This window comes from Spirillospora sp. NPDC047279, assembly GCF_040643285.1.
Taxonomy (GTDB): domain Bacteria; phylum Actinomycetota; class Actinomycetes; order Streptosporangiales; family Streptosporangiaceae; genus Spirillospora.
The window spans coordinates 628198-652563 of record NZ_JBEYUA010000004.1; the positions used below are offsets into that span (position 1 = coordinate 628198).

General features: G+C 71.0%; 22 protein-coding genes. 11 read left to right on the forward strand and 11 right to left on the reverse strand.

Annotation, left to right across the window (positions count from 1 at the left end; genetic code table 11):
• The first annotated feature begins 225 nt into the window (after positions 1-225).
• Complete coding sequence (gene leuA, locus ABZ810_RS13515) at positions 226-1935, forward strand: 2-isopropylmalate synthase (RefSeq protein WP_358402809.1); 1710 nt, start codon at positions 226-228, stop codon at positions 1933-1935.
• Positions 1936-2062: 127 nt separating this feature from the next.
• Here the strand turns inward: leuA and ABZ810_RS13520 are convergent, their stop codons facing one another.
• Both ABZ810_RS13520 and ABZ810_RS13525 read right to left on the reverse strand, forming a co-directional pair.
• A complete protein-coding gene (locus tag ABZ810_RS13520) occupies positions 2063-2311 on the reverse strand; it encodes a protealysin inhibitor emfourin (protein ID WP_358402810.1) in 249 nt (82 codons plus the stop codon).
• A gap of 19 nt (positions 2312-2330) precedes the next feature.
• On the reverse strand, positions 2331-3359 hold the full coding sequence (locus ABZ810_RS13525; RefSeq protein WP_358402811.1) for a M4 family metallopeptidase: 1029 nt from the start codon (positions 3357-3359) through the stop codon (positions 2331-2333).
• Positions 3360-3478: 119 nt separating this feature from the next.
• On the opposite strand from ABZ810_RS13525, the gene recO reads away from it, so the two are divergent.
• Genes recO through ABZ810_RS13540 form a run of 3 tightly spaced genes read left to right on the forward strand, consistent with a single transcriptional unit; the run spans position 3479 to position 5870 of the window.
• Complete coding sequence (gene recO / locus ABZ810_RS13530; protein WP_358402812.1) at positions 3479-4276, forward strand: DNA repair protein RecO; 798 nt, start codon at positions 3479-3481, stop codon at positions 4274-4276.
• On the forward strand, positions 4273-5070 hold the full coding sequence (locus tag ABZ810_RS13535; RefSeq protein ID WP_358402813.1) for an isoprenyl transferase: 798 nt from the start codon (positions 4273-4275) through the stop codon (positions 5068-5070). Before recO ends, ABZ810_RS13535 begins: the two co-directional genes overlap by 4 nt.
• 59 nt (positions 5071-5129) lie before the next feature.
• The gene (locus ABZ810_RS13540; protein ID WP_358402814.1) at positions 5130-5870 is read left to right on the forward strand and encodes a TauD/TfdA family dioxygenase; all 741 of its coding nucleotides are present in this window, start codon (positions 5130-5132) and stop codon (positions 5868-5870) included.
• A 78-nt stretch (positions 5871-5948) separates the two neighbouring features.
• On the opposite strand, the gene ABZ810_RS13545 is transcribed toward ABZ810_RS13540, so the two are convergent.
• From ABZ810_RS13545 to ABZ810_RS13570, 6 genes are all read right to left on the reverse strand, one after another.
• The gene (locus ABZ810_RS13545) at positions 5949-6374 is read right to left on the reverse strand and encodes an OsmC family protein (protein ID WP_358402815.1); all 426 of its coding nucleotides are present in this window, start codon (positions 6372-6374) and stop codon (positions 5949-5951) included.
• 88 nt (positions 6375-6462) lie between these two features.
• A complete protein-coding gene (locus ABZ810_RS13550) occupies positions 6463-6852 on the reverse strand; it encodes a transcriptional repressor (RefSeq protein ID WP_358402816.1) in 390 nt (129 codons plus the stop codon).
• Entirely contained in the window at positions 6849-7721 is an 873-nt protein-coding gene (locus tag ABZ810_RS13555) for a metal ABC transporter permease (RefSeq protein WP_358402817.1), read from the reverse strand. The genes ABZ810_RS13550 and ABZ810_RS13555 overlap by 4 nt, the downstream gene beginning before the upstream one ends.
• Positions 7718-8377, reverse strand: coding sequence for an ABC transporter ATP-binding protein (locus tag ABZ810_RS13560; protein WP_358402878.1), 660 nt, complete (start codon positions 8375-8377; stop codon positions 7718-7720). Before ABZ810_RS13560 ends, ABZ810_RS13555 begins: the two co-directional genes overlap by 4 nt.
• 59 nt (positions 8378-8436) lie before the next feature.
• A complete protein-coding gene (locus ABZ810_RS13565) occupies positions 8437-9378 on the reverse strand; it encodes a zinc ABC transporter substrate-binding protein (protein WP_358402818.1) in 942 nt (313 codons plus the stop codon).
• Between the two features lie 43 nt (positions 9379-9421).
• A complete protein-coding gene (locus ABZ810_RS13570; RefSeq protein WP_358402880.1) occupies positions 9422-9700 on the reverse strand; it encodes a DUF6703 family protein in 279 nt (92 codons plus the stop codon).
• A 112-nt stretch (positions 9701-9812) separates the two neighbouring features.
• Between ABZ810_RS13570 and ABZ810_RS13575 the strand changes: the two genes are divergently transcribed.
• The 3 genes from ABZ810_RS13575 (at position 9813) to ABZ810_RS13585 (ending at position 13159) form a co-directional block, all read left to right on the forward strand.
• The gene (locus ABZ810_RS13575) at positions 9813-10097 is read left to right on the forward strand and encodes an antibiotic biosynthesis monooxygenase (protein ID WP_358402819.1); all 285 of its coding nucleotides are present in this window, start codon (positions 9813-9815) and stop codon (positions 10095-10097) included.
• 134 nt (positions 10098-10231) lie between these two features.
• A complete protein-coding gene (locus ABZ810_RS13580; protein WP_358402820.1) occupies positions 10232-11530 on the forward strand; it encodes a DUF1906 domain-containing protein in 1299 nt (432 codons plus the stop codon).
• Positions 11531-11770: 240 nt separating this feature from the next.
• Positions 11771-13159 carry a glycine--tRNA ligase gene (locus ABZ810_RS13585; RefSeq protein WP_358402821.1) on the forward strand — a complete coding sequence of 463 codons (1389 nt, stop codon included), beginning with the start codon at positions 11771-11773 and terminating at the stop codon, positions 13157-13159.
• 131 nt (positions 13160-13290) lie between these two features.
• On the opposite strand, the gene ABZ810_RS13590 is transcribed toward ABZ810_RS13585, so the two are convergent.
• Positions 13291-13977, reverse strand: coding sequence for a hypothetical protein (locus tag ABZ810_RS13590; RefSeq protein ID WP_358402822.1), 687 nt, complete (start codon positions 13975-13977; stop codon positions 13291-13293).
• 253 nt (positions 13978-14230) lie between these two features.
• Here ABZ810_RS13590 and ABZ810_RS13595 point away from each other — a divergent pair, with 253 nt between their 5' ends.
• Both ABZ810_RS13595 and secD read left to right on the forward strand, forming a co-directional pair.
• Positions 14231-14731 (forward strand): hypothetical protein, encoded by a 501-nt coding sequence (locus ABZ810_RS13595; RefSeq protein WP_358402823.1) that lies wholly within the window; start codon positions 14231-14233, stop codon positions 14729-14731.
• A 146-nt stretch (positions 14732-14877) separates the two neighbouring features.
• Positions 14878-17151 carry a protein translocase subunit SecD gene (gene secD, locus ABZ810_RS13600; RefSeq protein WP_358402824.1) on the forward strand — a complete coding sequence of 758 codons (2274 nt, stop codon included), beginning with the start codon at positions 14878-14880 and terminating at the stop codon, positions 17149-17151.
• Positions 17152-17161: 10 nt separating this feature from the next.
• Here the strand turns inward: secD and ABZ810_RS13605 are convergent, their stop codons facing one another.
• Complete coding sequence (locus ABZ810_RS13605) at positions 17162-18289, reverse strand: septum formation family protein (RefSeq protein ID WP_358402825.1); 1128 nt, start codon at positions 18287-18289, stop codon at positions 17162-17164.
• A gap of 351 nt (positions 18290-18640) precedes the next feature.
• On the reverse strand, positions 18641-20530 hold the full coding sequence (locus ABZ810_RS13610; RefSeq protein ID WP_358402826.1) for a glycoside hydrolase family 15 protein: 1890 nt from the start codon (positions 20528-20530) through the stop codon (positions 18641-18643).
• A gap of 270 nt (positions 20531-20800) precedes the next feature.
• Between ABZ810_RS13610 and ppdK the strand changes: the two genes are divergently transcribed.
• Positions 20801-23491 (forward strand): pyruvate, phosphate dikinase, encoded by a 2691-nt coding sequence (gene ppdK / locus ABZ810_RS13615; protein ID WP_358402882.1) that lies wholly within the window; start codon positions 20801-20803, stop codon positions 23489-23491.
• 113 nt (positions 23492-23604) lie between these two features.
• Entirely contained in the window at positions 23605-24357 is a 753-nt protein-coding gene (locus ABZ810_RS13620; RefSeq protein ID WP_358402827.1) for a YdcF family protein, read from the forward strand.
• The last annotated feature ends 9 nt before the right edge of the window (positions 24358-24366 follow it).

Below are 24366 nucleotides of genomic sequence, written 5' to 3' on the forward strand. Positions count from 1 at the left end.
GGGCCGATATGGCAGTTGTGGTAGCGAATGGGCCATTTGTTGCGACGTCTCAAATGGCGGACGGCGTTTCCGTAACACGGATGGAATCTGTTAGCTTTGCCAGCGTGTTGCGTGAGCTGCTCCTCCTTAGCGGCCGCAGCGGGGGCCTGTAACAGGTCGGCTCCCTCGCTGCGGGACTTTGACGTGGACGTCGGCCGCAGGACCTGAGCAGAGGGAATCCAACGGATGTATCCGCAACAGCAGTCTTCCGGCATGCCGTTCGAGCGTTACCGGCCGTTCGAGCCGATCAGGCTCACCGACCGGACCTGGCCGGACGAGGTCGTCACCGAGGCGCCCCGCTGGTGCGCGGTCGACCTGCGCGACGGCAACCAGGCGCTCATCGACCCGATGGACTCCCACCGCAAGCTCCAGATGTTCGAGCTGCTGGTACGGATGGGCTACAAGGAGATCGAGGTCGGGTTCCCGGCGGCCAGCCAGACCGACTTCGACTTCGTGCGGCAGATCATCGAGGAGGGCCGGGTCCCCGACGACGTGGTGATCCAGGTGCTGACGCAGGCGCGGCCCGAGCTGATCGAGCGCACCTTCGAGTCGGTGCGCGGCGCCAAGCAGGCGATCGTCCACCTCTACAACTCGACCAGCACGCTCCAGCGGCGCGTGGTGTTCGGGCAGGACAAGGACGGCATCACCGCGATCGCGGTCGAGGGCGCCAAGCTGTGCAAGAAGCTCGCCGAGGACATGGGGGAGACCCAGATCTTCTTCGAGTACTCGCCGGAGTCGTTCACCGGCACCGAGCTGGAGTACGCGGTCGAGGTCTGCAACGCCGTCAACGACGTGTGGCAGCCGACGCCGGAGTGGAAGACCATCGTCAACCTGCCGGCGACGGTCGAGATGGCCGGCCCGAACGTCTACGCCGACCAGATCGAGTGGATGCACCGCAACCTGGCCCACCGCGACTCGGTCATCCTGTCGCTGCACCCGCACAACGACCGCGGCACCGCCGTCGCCGCGGCCGAGCTGGGCTACATGGCCGGCGCCGACCGCATCGAGGGCTGCCTGTTCGGCAACGGCGAGCGCACCGGCAACGTCTGCCTGGTCACCCTCGGGCTGAACCTCTTCACCCAGGGCGTCGACCCGCAGATCGACTTCTCCGACATCGACGAGATCCGCCGCACCGTCGAGTACTGCAACCAGCTGCCGGTGCACGAGCGGCACCCCTACGGCGGCGACCTGGTCTACACCGCGTTCTCCGGCTCGCACCAGGACGCGATCAACAAGGGCTTCGACCACCTGCGCCGCGACGCCGACGCGGCGGGCGTACCGGTGGACGGCTTCACCTGGCAGGTCCCGTACCTGCCCATCGACCCCAAGGACGTCGGCCGCTCCTACGAGGCCGTCATCCGGGTCAACAGCCAGTCCGGCAAGGGCGGCGTCGCCTACATCATGAAGACCGAGCACGCGCTGGAGCTGCCGCGGCGCCTGCAGATCGAGTTCTCGCGGGTCGTGCAGGAGCACACCGACAGCGCGGGCGGCGAGGTCTCCGCCGAGCTGATGTGGGACATCTTCGAGAAGGAGTTCCTGGTCAGCGGCCCCCGCGTGGGCCTGCTCGCGCACCGCGCCGCCTCGCGCGTGGACGAGAAGGACGTGCTCACCTGCGACCTGCGCGTCGACGGCGAGATCCGCGAGATCGAGGGCGTCGGCAACGGCCCGGTGTCGGCGTTCGAGAACGCGCTGGCCTCGATCGGCATCAACGTGCGGGTGCTCGACTACGTGGAGCACGCGCTCAGCGCCGGCGGCGACGCCCGCGCGGCCGCCTACGTCGAGTGCGACGTCAACGGCACGAGCGTCTGGGGGGTGGGCATCGACGGCAACATCGTCACCGCCTCCCTCAAGGCCATCCTGTCGGCCGTCAACCGGGTGGCCCGATCCGCCGCCTGAACGACGTTCCACCCCAAGGACCCGGTCACGACGATGTGATCCATTGCGTGTGATCGATGGTGCGGCCCCTGTCGTGACGACCTCACGACAGGGGCCGATCCGCGTCCGCCGCCACGGCGGGCCCGGCCTAGCGGCCGAGGACGTGGTGGACGAGCTCGCGGAGAGGCCCGTGCAACTGGGCCTCGCCCACGGTCGCGGTGGCGCCGTCGATGTCGATGTCGTAGAGGAACTGGTCGGGGATCCGCCCCGGAGGCGGCACCGCGCCCAGATCCACCCGGTCGACGAGCCGGCGCAGCATCGGGTCGCTCGCGGTGTCGGACTCGCCGCGCCTCTCGATGCCCGCGAAGCCGCCGCTGCGGACCACTGTCACCCTCACGCTGTCACCTCGGTCGGTTTTACACCTGGACGCCTACCCCCGTCCACGCCTCCTTTACCGCCCGGTTCTCCGCGCTGTCAGCCCCGTAGAGGCCGGTGGCGGTGGCCACCGTCGCCGCGGCGAAGCCCTCGAAGGTCTCCGCGACCTTGATCTTTCCGCTGGTGAGGGTGTCGTACCAGACCTTGCCGGCCTTGTCCCAGGCGTTGCCGCCGATGGCCACCGCGGCCAGGTGGAACGCGCGGTTGGGGATGCCCGAGTTGATGTGCACGCCGCCGTTGTCACGGTAGGTGTCGACGTACTGGTCCATGTGGCCGGGCTGCGGGTCCTTGCCGAGCTGCGGGTCGTCGTAGGCGGTGCCCGGCTCCTTCATCGACCGCAGCGCCACCCCGTTGACGCCCTCGGCGAGCAGGCCCTGGCCGATCAGCCAGTCGGCCTGGTCGGCGGTGTGGCCCAGGTGCCACTGCTTGATCAGCGAGCCGAAGACGTCCGAGACCGACTCGTTGAGGGCCCCGGCCTGCCCGTAGTACTCCAGGTTGGCGGTGTACTGCGTGATGCCGTGGACGAGCTCGTGGCCGGTGACGTCGAGCGGGCCGGTGAACGCGGTGAACAGCACCCCGTCACCGTCGCCGTAGACCATCTGCTCGCCGTTCCAGAACGCGTTGTCGTAGTCGCGCCCGTAGTGCACCGTCGAGACCATCGGCAGGCCCGCGCTGTCGATGGAGTCGCGCCGGTAGGCGGCCTCGAAGAAGTCGAAGGTGACGCCGAGCCACTCGTAGGCCTGGTCGACGGTCCGGTCGCCGGTGGCGGCCGCGCCCTCGCCGCGGACCTTCTTGCCCGGCAGCACCTCCTGGCTCTGCGCGTCGTTGATCGTCCGGTCGGGGACGAAGTCCTCCGTGGGCGCGGGCAGCTCGGGGCCCGCGGTGCGGCGCTCGACCCGCTGCGCCGAGCTGATGATCAGGGTGCGGCGGGCGATGTCACGAAGGGCGGGGTCCTCGGCGACGCGAGCGACCCGCTCCAGCATGTGCGGCGGCACGATGGTGCATCTCATGGGACAACGCTGCCAGGCGGATGTGATCGGAGCCACATCTTTCCGCGTTCCTTGACGACCGATTGCGGTCACGGACGGTGATGGACGGTGTGACCCTCGGAGTGCGCCAGAATGGACAGGTGACGCTCTACCGTGACGAAGGCATCGTGCTGCGGACCCAGAAGCTGGGCGAGGCCGACCGCATCGTGACGGTGCTGACCCGGCGCACCGGCCGCATCCGCGCCGCCGCCAAGGGGGTCCGCAAGACCAAGTCGCGGTTCGGCGCCCGGCTGGAGCCGTTCACCCATGTCGACCTGCAGCTGTACGAGCGGCGCTCGCTCGACCTGATCACCCAGGCCGAGACGTTGCGCCCGTACGGCGAGCGGCTGGTCACCGACTATCCCCGCTACACGGCCGGCACGGCGATGCTGGAGACCACCGAGAAGCTCACCGAGGAGCGCGAGCCCGCGCTGCGGCAGTTCCTGCTGCTTGTCGGGGCCCTGCGCACCCTGGTCGAACGTGATCACGACCCGCGCCTGGTGCTCGACGCGTTCCTGCTGCGCTCCCTCTCGGTCGCGGGCTGGGCCCCGGCGCTGGACGAGTGCAGCCGGTGCGGCGACCGCGGCCAGCTGCGCGGGTTCGCGATCGCCGCGGGCGGCGCGTTGTGCGCCCGCTGCCGCCAGCCGGGCGCGGCGACCCCGGCGCCGCCGACGTTCTCGCTCATGCTGGCGCTGCTGCGGGGCGACTGGGAGTACGCCGACGGGAGCGAGCCGCGCCACCGGGTAGAGTGCAGCGGCCTCGTGGCCGCCTACCTGCAGTGGCACCTGGAGCACGGCATCAGGTCCCTCCGCCACGTGGAGCGCGACGCCCCCGGCGGCGACCGCCACGTCCCGGCGTCCCGCGAGGGCGACGACACGACCGACAGGGAGCGAGTGTGAGAAGGGCCGTTCAGCCGCCGTACCCGCACAAGGACGGCGCCCGGCCGCCCGCGATCCCGGCCGACCTGGTGCCCCGGCACGTGGCCATCGTGATGGACGGCAACGGGCGCTGGGCCAAGGAGCGCGGGCTGCCGCGCACCGAGGGCCACAAGATGGGGGAGGACTCCCTCTTCGACGTGGTCATGGGTGCGATCGAGCTGGGCGTTCCGACCGTGTCGGCCTACGCGTTCTCCACCGAGAACTGGAAGCGCTCGCCCGACGAGGTGCGCTTCCTGATGGGCTTCAACCGTGACGTGATCCGCCGGCGCCGCGACCAGCTGCACTCGATGGGCGTCCGCGTGCGCTGGGCGGGCCGCCGTCCCAAGTTGTGGCGCAGCGTCATCAAGGAGCTCGAGGACGCCGAGGAGATGACCCGCGACAACGACGTCCTCACCCTGCAGTTCTGCGTCAACTACGGCGGCCGGGCCGAGATCGCCGACGCCGCGGCGGCCATCGCCCGCGACGTCAAGGCCGGCCGGCTCAACCCCGACAAGATCACCGAGAAGGTGTTCGCCCGCTACCTCGACGAGCCGGGTCTCCCCGACGTCGACCTCTTCCTCCGCTCGTCGGGGGAGCAGCGCATCTCCAACTTCCTGCTCTGGCAGTCGGCGTACGCCGAGATGGTCTTCCTCGACACCCTCTGGCCCGACTTCGACCGCCGCCACCTCTGGCACGCCTGCGAGCTCTACGCCAGCCGCGACCGCCGCTACGGCGGGGCCGTCCCCAACGCGGTGGAGCCTGCGCCGGCCACCTGAACAGATATTTCCTACTTGAATAGTTGACTTAAGGGGCGGGGCCGCATACGTTCGGTCCTATGCTCACGGCAACCAGCGTGCTCGAAATCAGCCAGGTGAGCGGCCGCATCGGCGCGGTCGTCTCCGGGATCGAGCTGTCGGGCGACCTCGCCGACGAGACCGTCGACGAGATCCGGCTCGCGCTCCTGCGGCACAAGGTCGTCTTCTTCCGCGGCCAGTACCATCTGGACGCCCGCGAGCAGGCCGCGTTCGCCCGCCGCTTCGGCGCGCTGATCGACCCCGACACCGAGATCCCCGCCCTGGACGCCTGGCACACCGACGCCACGTTCCTCGACCGGCCGCCGCGGATCTCGGTGCAGCGGGCGCTCGAGGTGCCCGGGCACGGCGGCGACACCGTGTGGGCCAACACCGTCACCGCCTACGAGGACCTCCCGATCGAGCTGCGCGACCTGGCCGACCGGCTGTGGTTCCTGCACTCGGCCACGCGCGGCGCGCTGGAGACCCGGCACCCGCTGGTCCGCGTGCACCCCGAGACCGGCGAACGCGCGATCCTGCTCGGCGGCTTCGCCACCTCCGTCGTGGGGCTCACCCAGCGGGCCGACTCCGAGGCCCTGATCAAGCTCTTCCAGGAGTACGTGACGCGCCTGGAGAACACCGTGCGCTGGCGCTGGGCCGCCGGCGACGTCGCCATCTGGGACAACCGCGCCACCCAGCACCGCGTCATCAACGACTTCGGCGACCGCCCCCGCCGCCTCCACAGCACCACCGTGGCGGGCGACGTTCCGGTCGCCGTCGCCTGAGCGGGGAATCCACGCCCGAACGCGTCGAGGCGGGGGCGCGGACCGTTCCGCGCCCCCGCCTCGCGGGCCGTGCCCGTGTCAGGCCAGCGCGGCGTCCAAGGTGATCTTGGTGCCGGCGAGGGCCTTGCTGACGGGGCAGTTCTCCTTGGCGTTCTGCGCGGCCTTCTCGAAGTCGGCCGCGGTGATGCCGGGAACGCTGGCCCGTACCGTCAGGTGGATGCCGGTGATGCCCTCACCGGGCTGGAAGGTGACGTCGGCCTTGGTGTCGACCTTCTCCGGGGGCGTGCCCGCGCCGGCCAGGCCGTGCGAGAGCGCCATCGAGTAGCAGGTGGAGTGCGCCGCGGCGATGAGCTCCTCGGGGCTCGTCTTGCCGTTGGCCTCCTCGGCCCGCGACGGCCAGCTCACCTCGAAATCGCCGACCTTCGACGAGTCCAAGGAGACCGTGCCCTGGCCGCCCATCAGCGGCCCTTCCCAGTGCGCGTTCGCGGTACGTGTCGTAGCCATGTACCCGATCTTTGCTCATTACCGGCGGGTCGGGGGCACCCGCCCCCGCGTTTCGCCGGCGCGGCGCCGGTTCGGGGACGGCGCCGCGTCAGCCGGTCCTGGCCGGGGCGGCGCAGTCGGAGCAGGTGCCGAAGACCTCGACGGTGTGGGTGATCTCCACGAAGCCGTGCTCGGCGCCGATCGCGTCGGCCCACTTCTCCACGGCCGGGCCCTCGACCTCGACCGTGCGGCCGCAGGCGCGGCAGACCAGGTGGTGGTGATGGTCGAGCGTGCGGCAGGCGCGATAGACGGCCTCACCGTCGTCGGTGCGCAGCACGTCGACCTCGCCCGAGTCGCTGAGCGCCTGCAGCGCGCGGTAGACGGTGGTCAGGCCGATCTTGGAGCCGTCCGCGCGCAGGTCCGCGTAGATGTCCTGTGCGCTGCGGAAGTTGTCGCAGCCGGCCAGAGCCTCCCGCACCGCGTTCCGACGGGCCGTCATCCCCCAAGCACCTCCGCCTCGGCTTCCACGCTCCTCCGGGCACCGGCCGGAACCGCGCGGGTACGTCTGCGCCGCACGACCGTTCCCCCGATCACCGCGACGACGAAGACCGCCAGAGCCAGCAGGACGATCGAGGGCCCCGGCGGGAGATCGTACTCGAAAGAGCCGACCAGGCCCGACACCGCCGACAGTACACCGATGCCCATCGCCACAAGCATCGTGCTCTTGAATCCCCGGGTGAGCTGCTGCGCCGCGGCGACAGGGATGACCATCAGTGCGCTCACCAGCAGCAACCCGATGGCCCGCATCGAGATGACCACGGTCACCGCGGCGGTGGCGGCGATGAGGACGCTGAGGAAGCGCACCGGGAGGCCCGCCGCCCGCGCGACCTCCTCGTCCTGGCAGAGCAGGAAGAGCTCCCGGCCGAACAGGGCCACGATGCCCAGCACCGCCACCGCGAGGCCGGCGACGACGTACAGGTCGGCGGCCGTCACGCTGCTGATGGACCCGAACAGGTAGGACTGGAGGTTGGCGCCGCCGCCCTGCGCGTTGGTGAGCAGCACGCCGCCCGCCAGGCCGCCGTAGAACAGCAGCGCCAGCACCACGTCGGCGCCGCTGCGGCTGCGCGCCCGCAGCACCTCGATGGCGACCGCGCCGAGCACGGAGACGACGAGCGCGCCCAGCACGGGCGAGTTGCCGGTGAGCAGGCCCAGCCCGATGCCGGTCAGCGCGATGTGCCCGATGCCGTCGCCGAGCAGGGAGAGCTTGCGCTGCACCATGAACGTGCCGACGGTGGGCGCGGTCAGGCCGATGAGCACCGCCATCACCAGGGCGATGCGCATGAAGTCGTACTGCAGGATGTCGCTCACGCCGTGCTTCCCGTGATCTGTGCGATGCGGCCGTGGTCGAGGACGACGGTCCGGTTGATGAGCGGTTCCATCGGGCCGAGCTCGTGCGTCACCAGGACGACCGTGCGGCCGCCGGCGGCGAGCCGGCGCAGCGTGCCCGCCAGCGCCGCCTGGCTGGCCGCGTCGACGCCCGCGGTGGGCTCGTCCATCACGAACACCTCGGGCTCGCCCGCGAGCGCGCGGGCGATGAGCACGCGCTGCTGCTGGCCGCCCGACAGCAGGTGCGCGGAGTCGCGCGCCCGGTCGGTGAGCCCGACGGTCTCCAGCGCCCGGTCGACTGCGGCGCGGTCGGCGGCCGACGTGGGGCGCCAGCGCGACTGCCGGGCGACGCGCCCCGACGCCACGACCTCGCGCACGGTCGCGGGGACGCCGCCGCCCATGGGCAGGCGCTGCGGCACGTACCCGACGCGCTTCCAGTCGCGGAACCTGGCGGCGGGGACGCCGAAGATCTCGGTGCGTCCCTCCGACAGCGGGAGCAGCCCGAGCATGGCCTTGATCAGGGTCGACTTGCCGGCGCCGTTCGGGCCCAGCACGGCCAGCACGTCGCCGGGCGCGACGGTCAGGTCGACGTCGCGCAGCACCTCGCGCCCCTCGAGCCGGACGTGGCCGCCGGTCATCGCGAAGGGCGCGAGGTGCGCGGGAGAGCCGCCCGCCTTCGTGGTCCCCGTCGTCTTGATCATGGTGCTCCCAGTGCGGTGCGCAGGGTCTGGAGGTTCCGCTTCATGATCGAGACGTAGTCGTCCGGGGACTCCTTGGCGACGCCCTCGACCGGGTCGAGCACGTCGGTCCTGACCCCGGCCTCGCGGGCGAGGGTCTCGGCGACCTTGGGACTCACCAGCGTCTCGGTGAAGACCGTGGTGGCGCCCGCGGCGCGCACCTCGTGGGTGAGCTCGGCGACGCGCTTGGGCGACGGCTCGCTCGTCGGGTCCACGCCGGCGATCGAGACCTGCTTCAGCCCGTAGCGGTCGGCGAGGTAGCCGAACGCGGCGTGCGCGGTCACGATCGTCTTCCGCTCGGTGTCCTTCAGGCCGTCGCGGAAGCTCGTGTCGAGCGCGGTCAGCTCGGCGGCGACGGTCTTGGCGTTGGCCTTGTAGGCGGCGGCGTTGGCCGGGTCGGCGGCGGCGAGCCGGTCGCCCAGCGTGGTGGCGATGGTGGCCATCCGGCTGGGGTCCAGCCAGATGTGCGGGTCGTACTCGGTCTCGTGCGCGTGCCCGTCGCCCTCGCCCTCGTGCTCCCGGTCGTCCCCGGCGACGGGCAGCGTCTTGACGACGCTCGCGGCGTCGAGGGCCTTGTCCTTGGCGTGCTTGGCGACCGCGTCGTCCACGGCGGGCTGGACGCCCTTCACGTAGACGGTGTAGTCGGCGTCGCCGACGTCGGCGATCTGCCGCCCGGTCAGCTCCAGGTCGTGCGGCTCGGCCCCCGGCTTGGTGAGGGTCCTGACCTCCACGTGCTCGCCGCCGACCTTCCCGGCCAGCCACGCCATCGGGTAGAAGGACGCGACCACGCTGGTCCTGCCGGAGTCGGCGCCCGCGTCGCCGCAGGCGGTCAGGCCGAGCAGCGCGGCCGTGGCGAGGGCCGGAGGGGCGAGGGCGCGGAGGAGCTTCCGGGAGGTGAACACCCCTCAAGTGTGGACGAAGATGAAAACGGTTGTCAAAACCGCCCTAGCCGCCACCCACCACATGACTCACGGCGAAGGCCACCAAAAGCACCATCGCGACCACCCGCAACACCCGTGCCGGGGTGTCCAGCGCGGGCCAGTTGAGGTAGGCGAACCAGGCCAGGAACGCCAGCAGGACGAGCAATCCGGCCGCGCCAAGCCAGCCGCCGCCCCACAGCCCGGCCACCAGCAGGGCGAAGACCACGACGAGCAGCACCCACCGGGGGAGTGTGTGCAAGAACACGACAGGCCTCGCACTCAACCGCTCGACCGTGGCGCGCATTCCCCGCCCGGGGGATCCCGTCTCGCGTTCAGTGTTCACGGGCCCAACCTAGCGCTGTGTCCCGGTGGCCGACCGGCCCCCGGCCGGCCTTGCGGGCTGGGAGGATGGCCCGATGATCGCGATTACCCGGTACCGCGTGCCGAGCCAGGAGGCCGACGGCTTCGCCGCCCAGATGACCGCGGTGCTCGACGCGCTCGCCGCGAGCCCGGGCTACGTGTCGGGACGGCTGGCGCGCACCGTCGACGAGCCCGACCTGTGGGCCCTCATCACCGAGTGGGACGGCGCCGGCTACTACCGCCGCGCGCTCGGCGCCTACGAGGTCCGCCTGGTGTTCATCCCGCTCGCCGCCATGGCGGTGGACGAGCCCGGCGCCTACGAGGTGGTCTCCACCCGCTGACGGCGGCGCGGCCACGGATTCTGTCAACGAACGGCAGGCACGGGGAAAGAACGCACCGTCCCCGTTTGGCGACTCTCCGTGGCGGCGATCCTTGCCGCTGACGGGCACGGCGCCCGTGCACGGGAGGAGTTGTGATGCGGCATGCGGCTGTTCTCGGCGGGACCTTCGGAGCGGCGGTTCTCGCACCCCTCGTCGCCGGGCTCGAACCGGCCTCCGCGCGGCCCGCGGCCGTCCAGGCCGCCGCGCTGAACGCCGGCGTCCACGGCGGCCAGGCCCGGACCGCCGGCTACCGGGGCGCGCGGATCCCGGTGCCGGCCGGGTGGGAGGTGCACCGGCTCGACCTGGACCCGTCCCGCTGCGTCCGGCACGACCGGCCGGCGATCTACCTCGGCCGGCCGGGAGCGGAGCAGGACTGCCCGGCGCGCCTGATCGGCGGCGCGGAGACGCTGCACGTCGAGCCGCTCGACGGTGTCTCGGCACAGCGGCGCGGGGGCGCCGTCCGGGCGAACAGGCTGGCGAGGTTCGCCGTCAGGGAGAGCTTCGCCCGGCGGGTCTCGGTCCGGGTGCCCGAGGCCGGGGTCTCGATCACCGGCGTGTACGGCGGCGACGCCCGCGCCCTGCAGGACGTCATCCGCTCGGTCCGGCTCACCGCCGCCTGGGCGGCCGGCGGATCTCCGAGCGCCGAGCGGCGCGGCGGCACGGCCCGGAAGGAACCGCGCATCGCCAGGCCGACCGCGCGAGAGAAGGGCTGGGCCGCGGGCCGGGGCTTCGACACCTGCACGGCGCCCTCGTCGCGGACCATGGCCGCCTGGCGCCGCTCGTACGCCATCGCCAACATCTACATCGGCGGCGCGTCGCGCGGCTGCTCCCAGCCCAACCTGACCAGGTTCTGGGTGAAGGCCGTGCGCAGGATGGGCTACCGGCTGATCCCGACGTACGTCGGGCTCCAGGCCCCCTGCAACCAGGACGCCTACCGCGCCCACTTCAAGGCCAAGGACGCCGCGGCCGAGGGCCGCAGGGCCGCCGCCGACGCGGTCGCGCGCGCCCGCGCGCTCGGCATCCCGCGCAAACGGCCGATCTACTTCGACATGGAGGCGTACCCGAGCGCCAAGACCAAGTGCCGCCAGGCCGTGCTCACCTTCCTGCACTCCTGGTCGCGCGCCATCACCGCCCGCAAGTACGTGTCGGGCGTCTACAGCAGCGCCGGCTCGGGCATCCGCGACCTCGGCTGGGCCACCGGCATCGCCAAACCCAAGTCGGTCTGGTTCGCCCACTGGGACAACAAGGCCAGCGCCTACGGCAGCCCGTTCCTGATGGACCACTGGTGGCACCCGCACCGCCGCATCAAGCAGTACCGGGGCCCGCACAAGGAAGAGCACGGCGGGATCTCGCTCAACATCGACAGCAACGTCGTCGACGGCCGGGTCTACTGATCACGCACATCCCCTCACCGTCCGTGCCCGGCCGGATTCGCCGGGTTGACGTTCGGGAGGTGGCGGGCGTGCCCTAGACTCGGAAACGCTCTTGGAACGCCGGGCACGCCGACGGGGTCGGCCACCGCGTTCGGGGGCGTCACCGGGGATCACATCTCGCCTTCGACCGCGCCGCCGGGGCGGCGCGCGGGGCGTACGACCGACATCCCACCGACTGCCAGCCGGATGGAGAACACGCTCATGGCACGCCGTTCCGACGTGATGGACACGATCGTCAACCTCGCCAAGCGGCGAGGGCTGGTCTACCCGTCGAGCGAGATCTACGGCGGTCTGCGCGCCTCCTGGGACTACGGGCCGCTGGGCGTCGAGCTGAAGAACAACGTCAAGCGCCAGTGGTGGAAGTCCATGGTGCAGGGCCGTGACGACGTCGTCGGCCTCGACTCGTGCGTCATCCTCGCCCGCGAGGTCTGGGAGGCCAGCGGGCACGTGCAGGCGTTCGTCGACCCGCTGACCGAGTGCCAGTCCTGCCACAAGCGTTTCCGCGCCGACCACCTCGAAGAGGCCTACGAGGAGAAGCACGGCAAGGCGCCGGCGGGCGGCCTCGCCGACATCACCTGCCCCAACTGCGGCGTGAAGGGCTCGTTCACCGAGCCGCGCATGTTCAACGGCCTGCTCAAGACCTACCTCGGCCCGGTCGAGGACGAGTCGGGCCTGGCCTACCTGCGGCCCGAGACGGCGCAGGGCATCTTCATCAACTACAAGAACGTCGAGCAGTCCGCGCGGCGCAAGGTCCCGTTCGGCATCGGCCAGGTCGGCAAGTCGTTCCGCAACGAGATCACGCCGGGCAACTTCATCTTCCGCACCCGCGAGTTCGAGCAGATGGAGATGGAGTTCTTCGTCAAGCCGGGCACCGACGAGGAGTGGCACCAGTACTGGATCGACGAGCGCCTCCAGTGGTACGTCGACCTGGGCATCAACAAGGAGAACCTCCGGCTCTTCGAGCACCCGCAGGAGAAGCTCTCGCACTACTCCAAGCGCACGGTGGACGTGGAGTACCGCTTCGACTTCGTCGGCAGCGAGTGGGGCGAGCTGGAGGGCATCGCCAACCGCACCGACTACGACCTGTCGACGCACTCCAAGGCGTCCGGCGCCGACCTGTCGTTCTTCGACCAGGAGGCCGGCGAGCGCTTCGTCCCGTACGTGATCGAGCCCGCGGCCGGCGTCGACCGCTGCACGCTGACGTTCATGATGGACGCCTACGCCGAGGACGAGGCGCCCAACGCCAAGGGCAAGCTGGAGAAGCGCACCGTCATGCGGCTCGACCGGCGGCTGGCGCCGGTCAAGGTCGCGGTGCTGCCGCTGTCGCGCAACAGCGACCTGTCGCCCAAGGCCCGCGACCTGGCCGCGCAGCTGCGCAAGAACTGGAACGTCGACTTCGACGACGCGGGCGCCATCGGCCGCCGCTACCGCCGCCAGGACGAGATCGGCACCCCGTTCTGCGTCACGGTCGACTTCGACAGCCTCGAGGACGACGCGGTGACGGTGCGCGAGCGCGACACCATGAGCCAGGAGCGCATCGCGATCGGCCAGGTCGAGTCGTTCCTGGCCGCCCAGCTCATCGGCTGCTGAGCCGTGTTGACGCCGTGAGCGGCCTCGCGTGCGGGGTCGAGTTCTCGTCGATGGTGAACGGCCGCGCGATCGCCTCACGGTGATCACGCGGCCGTTCACTTTGGGGAGCTGGGGAGCCCCGGGAGCAGGGATCAGGGGTTGGTGCCGGTCACGTAGAGGGACTGGTCGTACGTCCCGGAGCCCGCGACCGTCTCGCCGAGGAGCTGGTAGGTGGCGTTGACCGTGGCGGTGGACGGGCAGAGGAAGCTTCCGCCCGACTGGCGGTTGACGACGGCGTTCGTGACGCCGACCTGGGCCTGGCTGTTGCTCGCCACCGGGCGGGAGGCGTTGTCGCCGTTGAAGCCGTTGGCGGTCAGGTTGCCACCGAAGTAGCACGTGATGCCGCCGAAGATGTTCACCACGGCCTTGACCCTGAAGTTGCTGATCGTGACGCCGGCGTCGCGGCCGCTGGCGTGGGCGGGGTCCCACGTGACGTTGCCGCCGGTCCACGGCAGGTTCTCGGTGGTGATCGTGGATGAGGTGGTCCCGGTGCAGGGGCCGCCTCCGGCGCCGCTGAACGACGCGGAGTTGATGGTGAGACCGGAGCCGTTGGCCTGGATCGAGCCCGTCATCGTCGACTCGCTGCACGAGCCGCTGCCGATGGACGTCGACACGCTGGCGGTGCCGAGCAGGGAGGCGCGGACGGCGCCGGAGTAGGCGTCGGCCGCGGCCGAGCCCTTGCGGATGGTCGTGGTGACGGCGGATGCGGGCGGGGCTGCCACGGCGACGACGGCCATGGCCGCGATGCCGACGGTAACGGCTTGTCTGATGTGCGCCACCGGATACTCCTTCGTCCGGTTCGGGGGTGGGCATCGTGAAAGTAATTCATCATTTACTGGTAACGCAACCGTTTGTGGAGACATGGGTCTGGCCGGATTGAGACACCTTCACGTTTTCCGAGGTCGCGTCCTCCGGTCGAACCGGATCTACCGTGACGGCCCGTCCGGTAGCGTGGCGGGAAGCCGCCGGAACACCAGTGGCACACCGATCGAACACCGGCGGCGCACCGGTAACACCGATGGGGGGACGCGCGTGAGCGACGCTCGGCGTTCCGCCCTGTTTGCCTCCCAGTCCGCCTCCCAGCCCGCCTCCCCATCCGCCTCGCAGCCCGCCGGCGACGAACGCGGGCGGGTCGTCAGGCTCCTCCTGATCGTCCTGGGCGTCCTCGGCTTCGTGGTCCTGCCCGGCGCCGCCCCCGCGTCCGGCTCCGTCGGCGCGGGCGTACGGGCCGGTGCCGCCCAGCCCGGCCAGCCAGGCCTTCCGGGCCCGGCGAGCCGGGGGAGGGGCGCCAAGACCTGCCCCGCTCCGCGCGCCGACTGCGTGGTCGTCTCCGTCGCGGCGGCGACGTCCAGGCAGGCCGCACCCGCGACCGCGCCCGTCCCGGACCAGATCCCCGCGGTCGCCGGCACCGGTGCCGGGATCGCGCCCGCGCCGGCCGTCGCCCGCCTCGGCCGCGCGCCCGAGCACGCCGGACCGTTCGAGACGGCCCCGCCGGGCCTGCCACGCGGCCGCGCCCCGCCTTCCTTCGCCTGATCTGACTGCGCCTCGCCCGCCCTCGCCGTCCTCGTGACGGCGACGGCGCACCGCAGAGCGCCGTCCCGCCGCGCCCGTCCCCACCCCGGGACGGCCGGTGGCGCACGGCGTCTCCCCTGATCAGACAACGTGGAAGGTTGCCCCCTTTGACTCGCGCCAACGTGGTGCGGGCGATCCTGGCGTTCGCCGTGCTCGCCTCGTCCCTGTACTTCGCCCTGTCCAAACCCGCCCGGCTCGGCCTCGACCTGCGCGGCGGCACCCAGATCGTGCTCGAGACGCAGGACTCGCCGAACGCCAAGGCGACCCGGGAGAACACCGACCGGGCTCGGGAGGTGCTCCAGCGCCGCGTCGACGCGCTCGGCGTGGCCGAGGCGTCGATCACCCGGTCCGGCGACCGGCGGATCATCGTCGAGCTGCCCGACGTCCAGGACCCGACCCGGGCGGCCGAAGCGATCGGCAAGACCGCCCAGCTCACCGCCCATCCCGTGCGCACCGCCGACGGGAAGCCCAAGGCGGGCGAGCAGTCCATCGCCGACGAACGCGGGCAGCCCATGATCATCGGGCCCGCCGTCCTGACCGGCGACGGCATCGGGTCGGCGGAGGCCTCGTTCGACACCCAGAACGTCGGCGGCTGGTTCGTCACGATCAAGTTCCGCGGCGAAGGCGGCAAGGCCTGGCAGCAGGTCACCGGCAAGGCCGCCTGCGCCGTGGGCGACGAGCGCCGCATCGCCATCGTGCTGGACGGAAAGGTGATCTCCTCGCCCGGCGTCGTCCAGGACGTGGCCTGCAACGTCGGCATCGCCGGCGGATCGACCCAGATCACGGGCGAGTTCAGCCCCGAGGAGGCCAAGGAACTGGCCGCGCTGGTCCAGGGCGGGTCGCTGCCCGTCCCGGTGAAGACCATCGAGCAGCGGGTGGTCGGCCCCACCCTCGGCGACGCGGCCATCGACGCCAGCGCCAAGGCGGCCGTCATCGGGGTGATCCTGACCGGCCTGTTCATCATCGCCGTCTACCGGCTCGTCGGCGCCCTGGCCGCGATCGCCCTCGCCTGCTACGCCCTGATCTCGTACGCCGCGCTGGTGATGATCGGCGCGACGCTGACACTGCCGGGCCTCGCCGGGTTCGTGCTGGCCATCGGCATGGCGATCGACGCCAACGTGCTGGCGTTCGAACGCGCGAGAGAGGAGTACCAGGCGGCGCCGAAACGCGGCGTGCGCGTCGCCCTGAGCACCGGCTTCACCAAGGCCCTGTCGGCCATCGCCGACTCCAACATCACCACGCTGCTGGCCGGCGGGCTGCTGTTCTTCCTGGCGTCCGGCCCGGTCAAGGGCTTCGGCGTCACGCTCACGATCGGCGTGCTCGGCTCGATGATCTCGGCCCTGCTGCTCAGCCGGGTGCTCACCGACGCCGCGCTCAGCCGCGGGTTCCTCGCCCGCCGCCCCGGCCTCACCGGCCTCGGCTCGGTGGGCCGGCTGCGCACCTGGCTGGACCGCCGCAACCCGGACCTGATGAAACGCCGCAGGCTCTGGCTCGCGCTCTCCGGCCTCGCCGTGGCCGTGGCCCTCACCGGGGTCTTCGCCAAGGGGCTCAACTGGGGCGTCGAGTTCACCGGCGGCCGGCTCGTCGAGTACTCCACCAGCAGGACGCTCGACATCGACACCGCCCGTTCGGCCGTGGCGGACGCGGGCTTCCCGCGCGCCGTCGTGCAGACCTCCGGCGAGGACGACATCTCGGTCCGCACCGAGAACCTGTCCAACGCCGAGGTCACCGAGATCCAGCGGGCCCTCGCGGAGAAGGGCGGCGGCGACGTCACCAAGCAGCGGGACGAGCTGATCGGACCCAGCCTGGGCGAGGAACTGCGCACCAAGGCGCTCATCGCGCTCGGCGTGGCCCTCCTGGTCCAGCTCGCCTACCTGGCGATCCGGTTCCGCTGGAGCTTCGGCGCGGGCGCGGTGCTGGCGATGTTCCACGACGTGATCATCGTGGTGGGCGTCTTCGCCTGGCTCGGCAAACCCGTCGACGGCGTCTTCCTGGCCGCCCTGCTCACCGTCGTCGGGTACTCGGTGAACGACTCGGTGGTGGTGTTCGACCGCATCCGGGAACTCTGGGGCGACCAGCCCAAGGGCCGCTTCGCCGACATCGCCAACCGGGGCGCCCTGCAGACCGTGCCCCGCACGGTCAACACCGGGATGGGCGCCGTCTTCATCCTGGCGGCGCTGGCCTTCCTGGGCGGCGACTCGCTGACCGACTTCGCCCTAGCGCTGCTCGTCGGCATCGGCGTCGGCACGTTCTCCAGCGTGTTCACCGCCACCCCGCTGGCGATCGTCCTCGAACGGTTCGTCAAGGCGCCGGCACCGCGCCCCAAGACGCTCAAACGCCCGCCCGCCCGCAAGCCGGGCGAATCCGGCGCCGTCGTCTGAGCGGCGGGCGTCAGCCGGGGACGACCGAGCGGCTCAGGCTCTGGCCGCCCTTGCCGGTGACGTAGCAGACGCACGCGCGCTCGCCGAGCGCCCACGACTCCTTGGAGGGGGTCAGGTACCAGCGTTCGATCCGGACCGGGGGCGGGTTCTTCGCGAAGAGCCCGTCCCACCGGGCCGTGCAGCCCGCCGACGCCTTCGCGTCGATGGCCCTGGTGCCGGGCCACCGGGCGCCCGGGACGGTGAAGGTGTGGGTGACCTGCCCGGTGTGCGGGGCGTCGCAGGCGGCCAGCCGGACGGTCGAGGACCGTTTCACGGCCTGGACGAAGCAGTCGCCCGGCTTCACGTCCTCCCAGGCGCGCACCCCGGCGGCGAGCACCGCGAGCGGCCTGCCGAACTTGGTGCCGCCGTCGGCGGTGATCGCGCAGTTCACCTCGCGGTTGCCGATCCGCCAGGAGAACCGGCGCGGGTACAGGGCGAAGACGCTGCCGCCCTCGACCGGCGTGCGCGTCCTGAAACGTTCGCGGATGCGCTCCTGGCATCCGGCGGTGCCGAGCCGGGAGACCTCGGCGTCGCCCGGCCACGGCCCCGCGGGCAGGCTGAAGACCAGGACCATCTCGCCGTCGTGCGGCAGGTCGCACTCGACGATGTCGGTGTTGATCGAACGGGTCCGCCCGGTGAAGTCGAAGCACTGGCCGGCCCGCGGGTAGAGCTGGAACGTCCCCATGCCCTTGCCGCCCGAGTCGCCGGTGCCGGCCATCGCCACCGTCAGCACCACGGTGACGATCAGGACGCCCCAGGCGCCCGCCGCGACGAGGCCGCCGACGGCCATGCCCCTGCCCTTCTCGTTCCGGCGGCGGATCTGCACCAGTGCCGCGACGCCGAACCCGACGGCGAACAGGACCATCCCGCACAACCCGGTGGCCAGGGCGACGGCCGCGAACCGGTTGGTCCGCGGCGGCCGCTCCAGAAACCCGGCGACCCCGCCGACGTCCTCGTACGCACCGGCCCGCGCGCCACCGTCCTCCGCTGCCGCCGACGCGGCGGGCCCGGGCTCGCTCGCGTGCTCCCGCGCCGGCTCCGGCACGGCCCAGCCGCCCCCCGCCGCCTCGAGCTCATCACCGTCCGCTGGCACAGTCACGGCTCGCGACGATATGGGAGCTATGTAACAAATAACGCCCTATCCAGCGCCGTTGTCATTCTGTGATCGTTCACCCCGAAACAATCACGATGTCCCAGGTGAGGGTTGCGCCGAGTTCAGCGACTCAGGCCTCTCAAACGTTCCCCGTCGATCCTGATTCGGATCGGTACATCGATCACGGTGCCGGCACCGCCCGGCTCAAGGATCTGGTGTTGGCGATACGACCCCAGCGCATCCCTACGAGCCAGTACCCAAGGTATGCCGTTCGCACAGGGCCCGCGAAGAAGGCCGCCGCGATGTCTGGTCGCGGCGGCCTGTCTCTCGGTCCTTCTGACCCTTTGGCCTTTCGGGTCACGCCAGGGGCGGGGGGTCCTGGTCGTGTTCGGCGCGGATGACCTGCATGACCGCGTTGATCAGGGCCAGGTGGGTGAAGGCCTGCGGGAAGTTGCCCAGGTGCCGGCCGGTGTGCGGGTCGATCTCCTCCGCGTACAGCTGGAGCGGGCTGGCGTACGAGAGCAGCTTCTCGCACAGGGCCCGGGCGCGGTCCAGCTCGCCGACCATGACCAGCGAGCTCACCAGCCAGAACGAGCAGATCGTGAACGTGCCCTCTTCGGAGTCGAAACCGTCGTCGGTCTCGGCGGCCCGGTAACGCAGCACCAGGTCGTCCTCGGACAGCTCGTCGGCGATCGCCAGGACCGTCTCGCGGACCCGCTTGTCGTCGGCGGGCAGGAAGCCCAGCAGCGGGATCAGCAGGGCCGAGGCGTCCAGGGCGGTCGCGCCGTAGTGGGCGGTGAAGACACCGCGCTCGTCCAGCGCGTTGGCCAGGACGTCGGCGTGGATCTCGTCGGCCGCCGCCTGCCAGCGCTGGGCGCGCTCGTTGTCGCCGCGGATGCGGGCCAGGCGGGCGCCGCGCTCGGTGGCCACCCAGCAGAACACCTTGGACGAGGTGAAGTGCTGGGGCTCGCCGCGGACCTCCCACATGCCGCAGTCGGGCTGCTTCCAGTTGTCGACCGCGTCCTCGACCTGCTTGACGACGATCTTCCACAGCCGGTCGTCGAGGCGATCCCGCTTGCGCACGAACAGGTAGATGGAGCCGATGATGGCGCCCCACACGTCGTGCTGGGCCTGCATGTACGCCTCGTTGCCGATCCGGACCGGCTTGGCGTTGTCGTAGCCGGACAGGTGGTCGAGGGTGGACTCCGGGAGTTCCTCGCGGCCGTCCAGCCCGTACATGATCTGCAGTTTGCCCTCGGCGGCCTCGGCCACGTCGGTGATGAAGTAGAAGAAGTCGTTGGCCTCCCAGTCGTACCCGAGGGTGTAGAAGGCCCACAACGCCATCGTGGAGTCGCGGATCCAGGTGTAGCGGTAGTCCCAGTTGCGGTCGCCGCCCGGGGTCTCCGGCAGCGACGTCGTCGCGGCGGCGGCCACCGCGCCGGACGGCGCGAACGTCAGGCCCTTCAGCGTCAGCGCGCTGCGCTGCAGGTGGCTGCGCCACGGGTGGTCGGGGAACCGGCCCCGGTCCAGCCAGTGCTGCCAGTGGTGGACGGTCCACACGAGGCGTTCGTGCGCCTGCTCGTAGGATCCCGGCGGCTCGTGCTCGCTCCACGACAGGGCCACGAACCGGGCCTCGCCCTGCTTGAGCAGCGTGCGCGAGGTGGCCAGGGACCCCTCGAAGCCCACGTTCATGTCCGTGGTGAGGCGCAGCGAGACGCCGTTGCCGCTCGCGACGGCCTCGTGGTAGCCGGCGCCGGTGTGGTCCCACTGGGCGGGCGTGCGGCCGTAGTCGAACACCGGCATGCAGTCGAGCCGCACCTGGACCTGGCCGTTGACGCACCGCACCATGCGCAGCAGCACGTGATCCGCGTCATAGTCGGTGGGCGCCCGCCGATGCGTGTGAGATCGCTCCGTCTCGTGATGCCAGGGGCCCATGAGGAGGGCGTCCGTCACCACCAGCCAGCCGCCGTGCGTCCACCAGGTGGTCTCCATCACCATGGTGCCGGGTATGTAGCGCTGGGCCGCGGGCACCTCGACGCCTGCCGGGCCGACGCGGAAGTAGCCCGCGTCCCGGTCCAGGATCGATCCGAACACGCTGGGGGAGTCCATGCGCGGCAGGCACATCCACTCGATGTTGCCGCTCGGCGCCACCAGCGCGGTCGTCTCGCAGTCGGACAGGAACCCGTAATCGGCGATCGGGGCGAACGGGTCTCCCGCCCGGCCGCCGGCGACCATCGGCCTCACCACAACCTCACCTCCTTGATCCATCATTCCCTCTCAATCGCAATGGGTACGCCATGTACCAGGGCCTTTTCCGACGTGACTTGTCTGGAATGTCCGCATTGGAATAGACCAGTGGTCGGCCTCTGACCTGCGAGGACGTACGGTGGGAGCCCGGGCGACGAGCAGTGGTCCGCTTCGCGGGTACAGTCCCCGCAAACAGGGCATAGGGCTTCCACCGAGCGGGAGACCCGGGCGCCCTGTGCTGGGTGGAACCGGAGCGTGAAGGAGCTCCTCGTGCCGAAGTTCGTCTATGACTTCACTGAGGGAAACAAGGACCTCAAGGATCTGCTGGGTGGCAAAGGCGCCAACCTGGCCGAGATGACCAATCTCGGTCTGCCAGTGCCGCCTGGGTTCACGATCACAACGGAGGCCTGCAGGTACTACCTCGAGCACGGGACCCTTCCCGAGGGGCTCGAGTCCGAGATCGACGACCACCTGACCGCGCTCGAAAGCGCGATGGGCAAGCGCCTCGGAGAGGCTGGAGACCCGCTGCTCGTCAGCGTACGTTCCGGCGCCAAATTCAGCATGCCCGGGATGATGGAGACCGTCCTCAACATCGGCCTCAACGACGAGTCCGTGCACGGCCTGGCCGCGCAGGCGGGCGACGAGCGGTTCGCCTGGGACTCCTACCGGCGCCTCATCCAGATGTTCGGCAGGACCGTGCTGGACATCGACGGGGAGCTGTTCGAGGACGCCCTGGAGGCCGCCAAGGACGCCAGGGGCACCAAGGACGACAACGACCTGGACGCCGGCGACTTCCGCGAGCTGGTCGGCACGTTCAAGGACATCGTCAGCGACCAGGCCGGCCGGGACTTCCCCACCGACCCGCGCGAGCAGATGAACCTGGCCATGATGGCCGTCTTCGACTCCTGGAACGCCGAGCGGGCGATCCTCTACCGCCGCCAGGAGCGCATCCCCGTCGACCTCGGCACCGCCGTCAACGTGTGCTCCATGGTCTTCGGCAACATGGGCATGGACTCGGGCACCGGCGTCTGCTTCACCCGCGACCCCGCGTCCGGCCAGCAGGGCGTCTACGGCGACTACCTGCAGAGCGCCCAGGGCGAGGACGTCGTGGCCGGCATCCGCAACGTCGTGCCGCTGATCGAGCTCGAAAAGATCGACAAGCCGTCGTACGACCAGCTGCTCGAGATCATGGAGACGCTGGAGAACCACTACCTCGACATGTGCGACATCGAGTTCACGATCGAGCGCGGCAAGCTCTGGATGTTGCAGACCCGGGTGGGCAAGCGGACCGCCGCCGCGGCGTTCCGCATCGCCTGCCAGCTGCTCGACCAGGGCCTCATCGACGCCGACGAGGCCGTCGACCGGGTCACCGGCGACCAGCTCGCCCAGCTGATGTTCCCGCGCTTCGCCGCCGGCGCGGCCAAGGAGGGGACGCTGCTGACCAAGGGCATGAACGCCTCGCCCGGCGCCGCCGTCGGCAAGGCCGTCTTCACCTCCGCGCGCGCCGCCGAGTTCGCCGGGCGGGGCGAGGACGTCATCCTGGTGCGCCGCGAGACCAACCCCGACGACCTGTCCGGCATGGTCGCCGCCCAGGGCGTGCTCACCTCGCGCGGCGGCAAGACCTCGCACGCCGCCGTCGTCGCCCGCGGCATGGGCAAGACCTGCGTCTGCGGTGCCGAGGAGCTCGACGTCGACGTCAAGGGCGGGGTGTTCACCGCGCCGGGCGGCGTCACCGTCCGCGAGGGCGACGTGATCTCCATCGACGGCACGTCCGGCGAGGTCTTCCTCGGCGAGGTGCCGGTCGAGGACTCGCCGGTGGTGCGCTACTTCGAGGGCGAGCTGAAGGCCGCCGACGGCGACGAGCTCGTCCAGGCGGTGCACCGCCTCATGAAGCACGCCGACGAGCGGGCGCGGCTGAAGGTCCGCGCCAACGCCGACAACCCCGAGGACTCCGCGCGGGCGCGCCGCTTCGGCGCCCAGGGCATCGGCCTGTGCCGGACCGAGCACATGTTCCTCGGCGACCGGCGGCAGCTGGTCGAGAAGCTGATCCTGGCCGAGACGGACGACGAACGGCAGGCGGCGCTGGACGCCCTGGAGCCCCTCCAGAAGCAGGACTTCGAGGGCATCTTCACGGCCATGGACGGCCTGCCGGTCACGATCCGGCTCATCGACCCGCCGCTGCACGAGTTCCTCCCTGACCTCACCGAGCTCTCGGTCAAGGTGGCCCTCGCCGGTGACGCGGCGGACCCCCAGGACCGGAGGCTGCTCGAGGCCGTCCACCGACTGCACGAGCAGAACCCTATGCTTGGACTCCGCGGCGTGCGGCTGGGTTTGGTGATTCCTGGCCTGTTCTCGATGCAGGTGAGGGCGATCGCCGAAGCGGCCGCCGAACGGGCCCGGGCGGGCGGCGAGCCCAAGCCCGAGATCATGATCCCGCTGGTGGGCGCCGTCCAGGAGCTCGAGGCCATCCGCGACGAGGCGCTGGAGATCCTCGCCCAGGTCGAGGAGAGCACGGGCGTCGACGTGCACGCCCTGATCGGCACCATGATCGAGCTGCCGCGGGCCGCGCTGACCGCCGGGCAGATCGCCGAGGCCGCCGAGTTCTTCTCGTTCGGGACGAACGACCTCACCCAGACCACCTGGGGCTTCTCCCGCGACGACGTCGAGGCGGCTTTCTTCTCCCGTTACCTGGAGCTGGGCATCTTCGGCGTGTCGCCGTTCGAGACCCTCGACCGTGACGGCGTCGGCCGGCTGGTGCGCATCGCCGCCGAGGAGGGCCGCAAGGCCCGCCCCGACCTCAAGCTCGGGATCTGCGGCGAGCACGGCGGCGATCCCGACTCGGTGCACTTCTGCCACGAGGTCGGGCTCGACTACGTGTCCTGCTCCCCGTTCCGCATCCCGGTCGCCCGCCTGGAGGCGGCCCGTGCGGCGATCGAGTCGGGCGGTTCCGACGCGCGCTGATCCGGTTCCCTCGCGGGCGAACTTTCCCGGGTGAGATCTCTCATGGTCCGCCGCGCCGAGGAGTTGTGAACTCCACGGCCGCGGCGGACCATCTAACTAACGTGTCCGATGCGATGACGTTGGAAGTAGAGTTGCCGGAAACCGAGGCCGAGGACCCCGAAGAGGGGCCGGAAGACCAGCCCCGCAGGGGCAAGCGGGCCCGCAAGCGCCGGTCGCGCTTGTTCGTGGTCACGGTGAGCGTGGTCCTGGGACTGCTCGCCATCGTGGTGTTCACCCCGCTGGTCGTCGGCTGGCGCGTCTGGTACCAGGCACGGCAGGACGAACGCCCCAAGTCGGACGCGATCATCGTGCTGGGGGCCGCGCAGTACAACGGGGTGCCGTCCCCGACGCTCAAGTGGCGCCTGCAGCACGCCCTGGAGCTCTACCGGGCCGGAGTCGCGCCGCGCATCGTCACCGTCGGCGGCAAGCAGCCCAAGGACAACTTCACCGAGGCCGCCGCCGGCAAGCGCTGGCTCGTCCAGAAGGGCGGGGTGCCCGCCGACAAGGTGATCGCGGTCGGCGAGGGCCGCGACACGCTGGAGAGCATGAAGGCGGTCGGCCGGCAGTTCGACAGGCTGGGGCTGGACTCGGGCGTGATCGTCACCGACCCGTGGCACGGGCTGCGGTCCAAGCGCATGGCCGAGGACGCCGGCATCCACGCCGCCGCGTCGCCGACCCGCAGCGGGCCGAGCGTGCAGACCCGCGACACCCAGTTCCACTACATCGTCCGCGAGACCGGCGGCTACCTCTCCTACGTCCTGCTCGGCAAGAGCTGGAAGCCGCCGAGCGAGACCATCAAGGGTTCGACGCCGCCCGAGGGCCCGTAACCCGCGTCC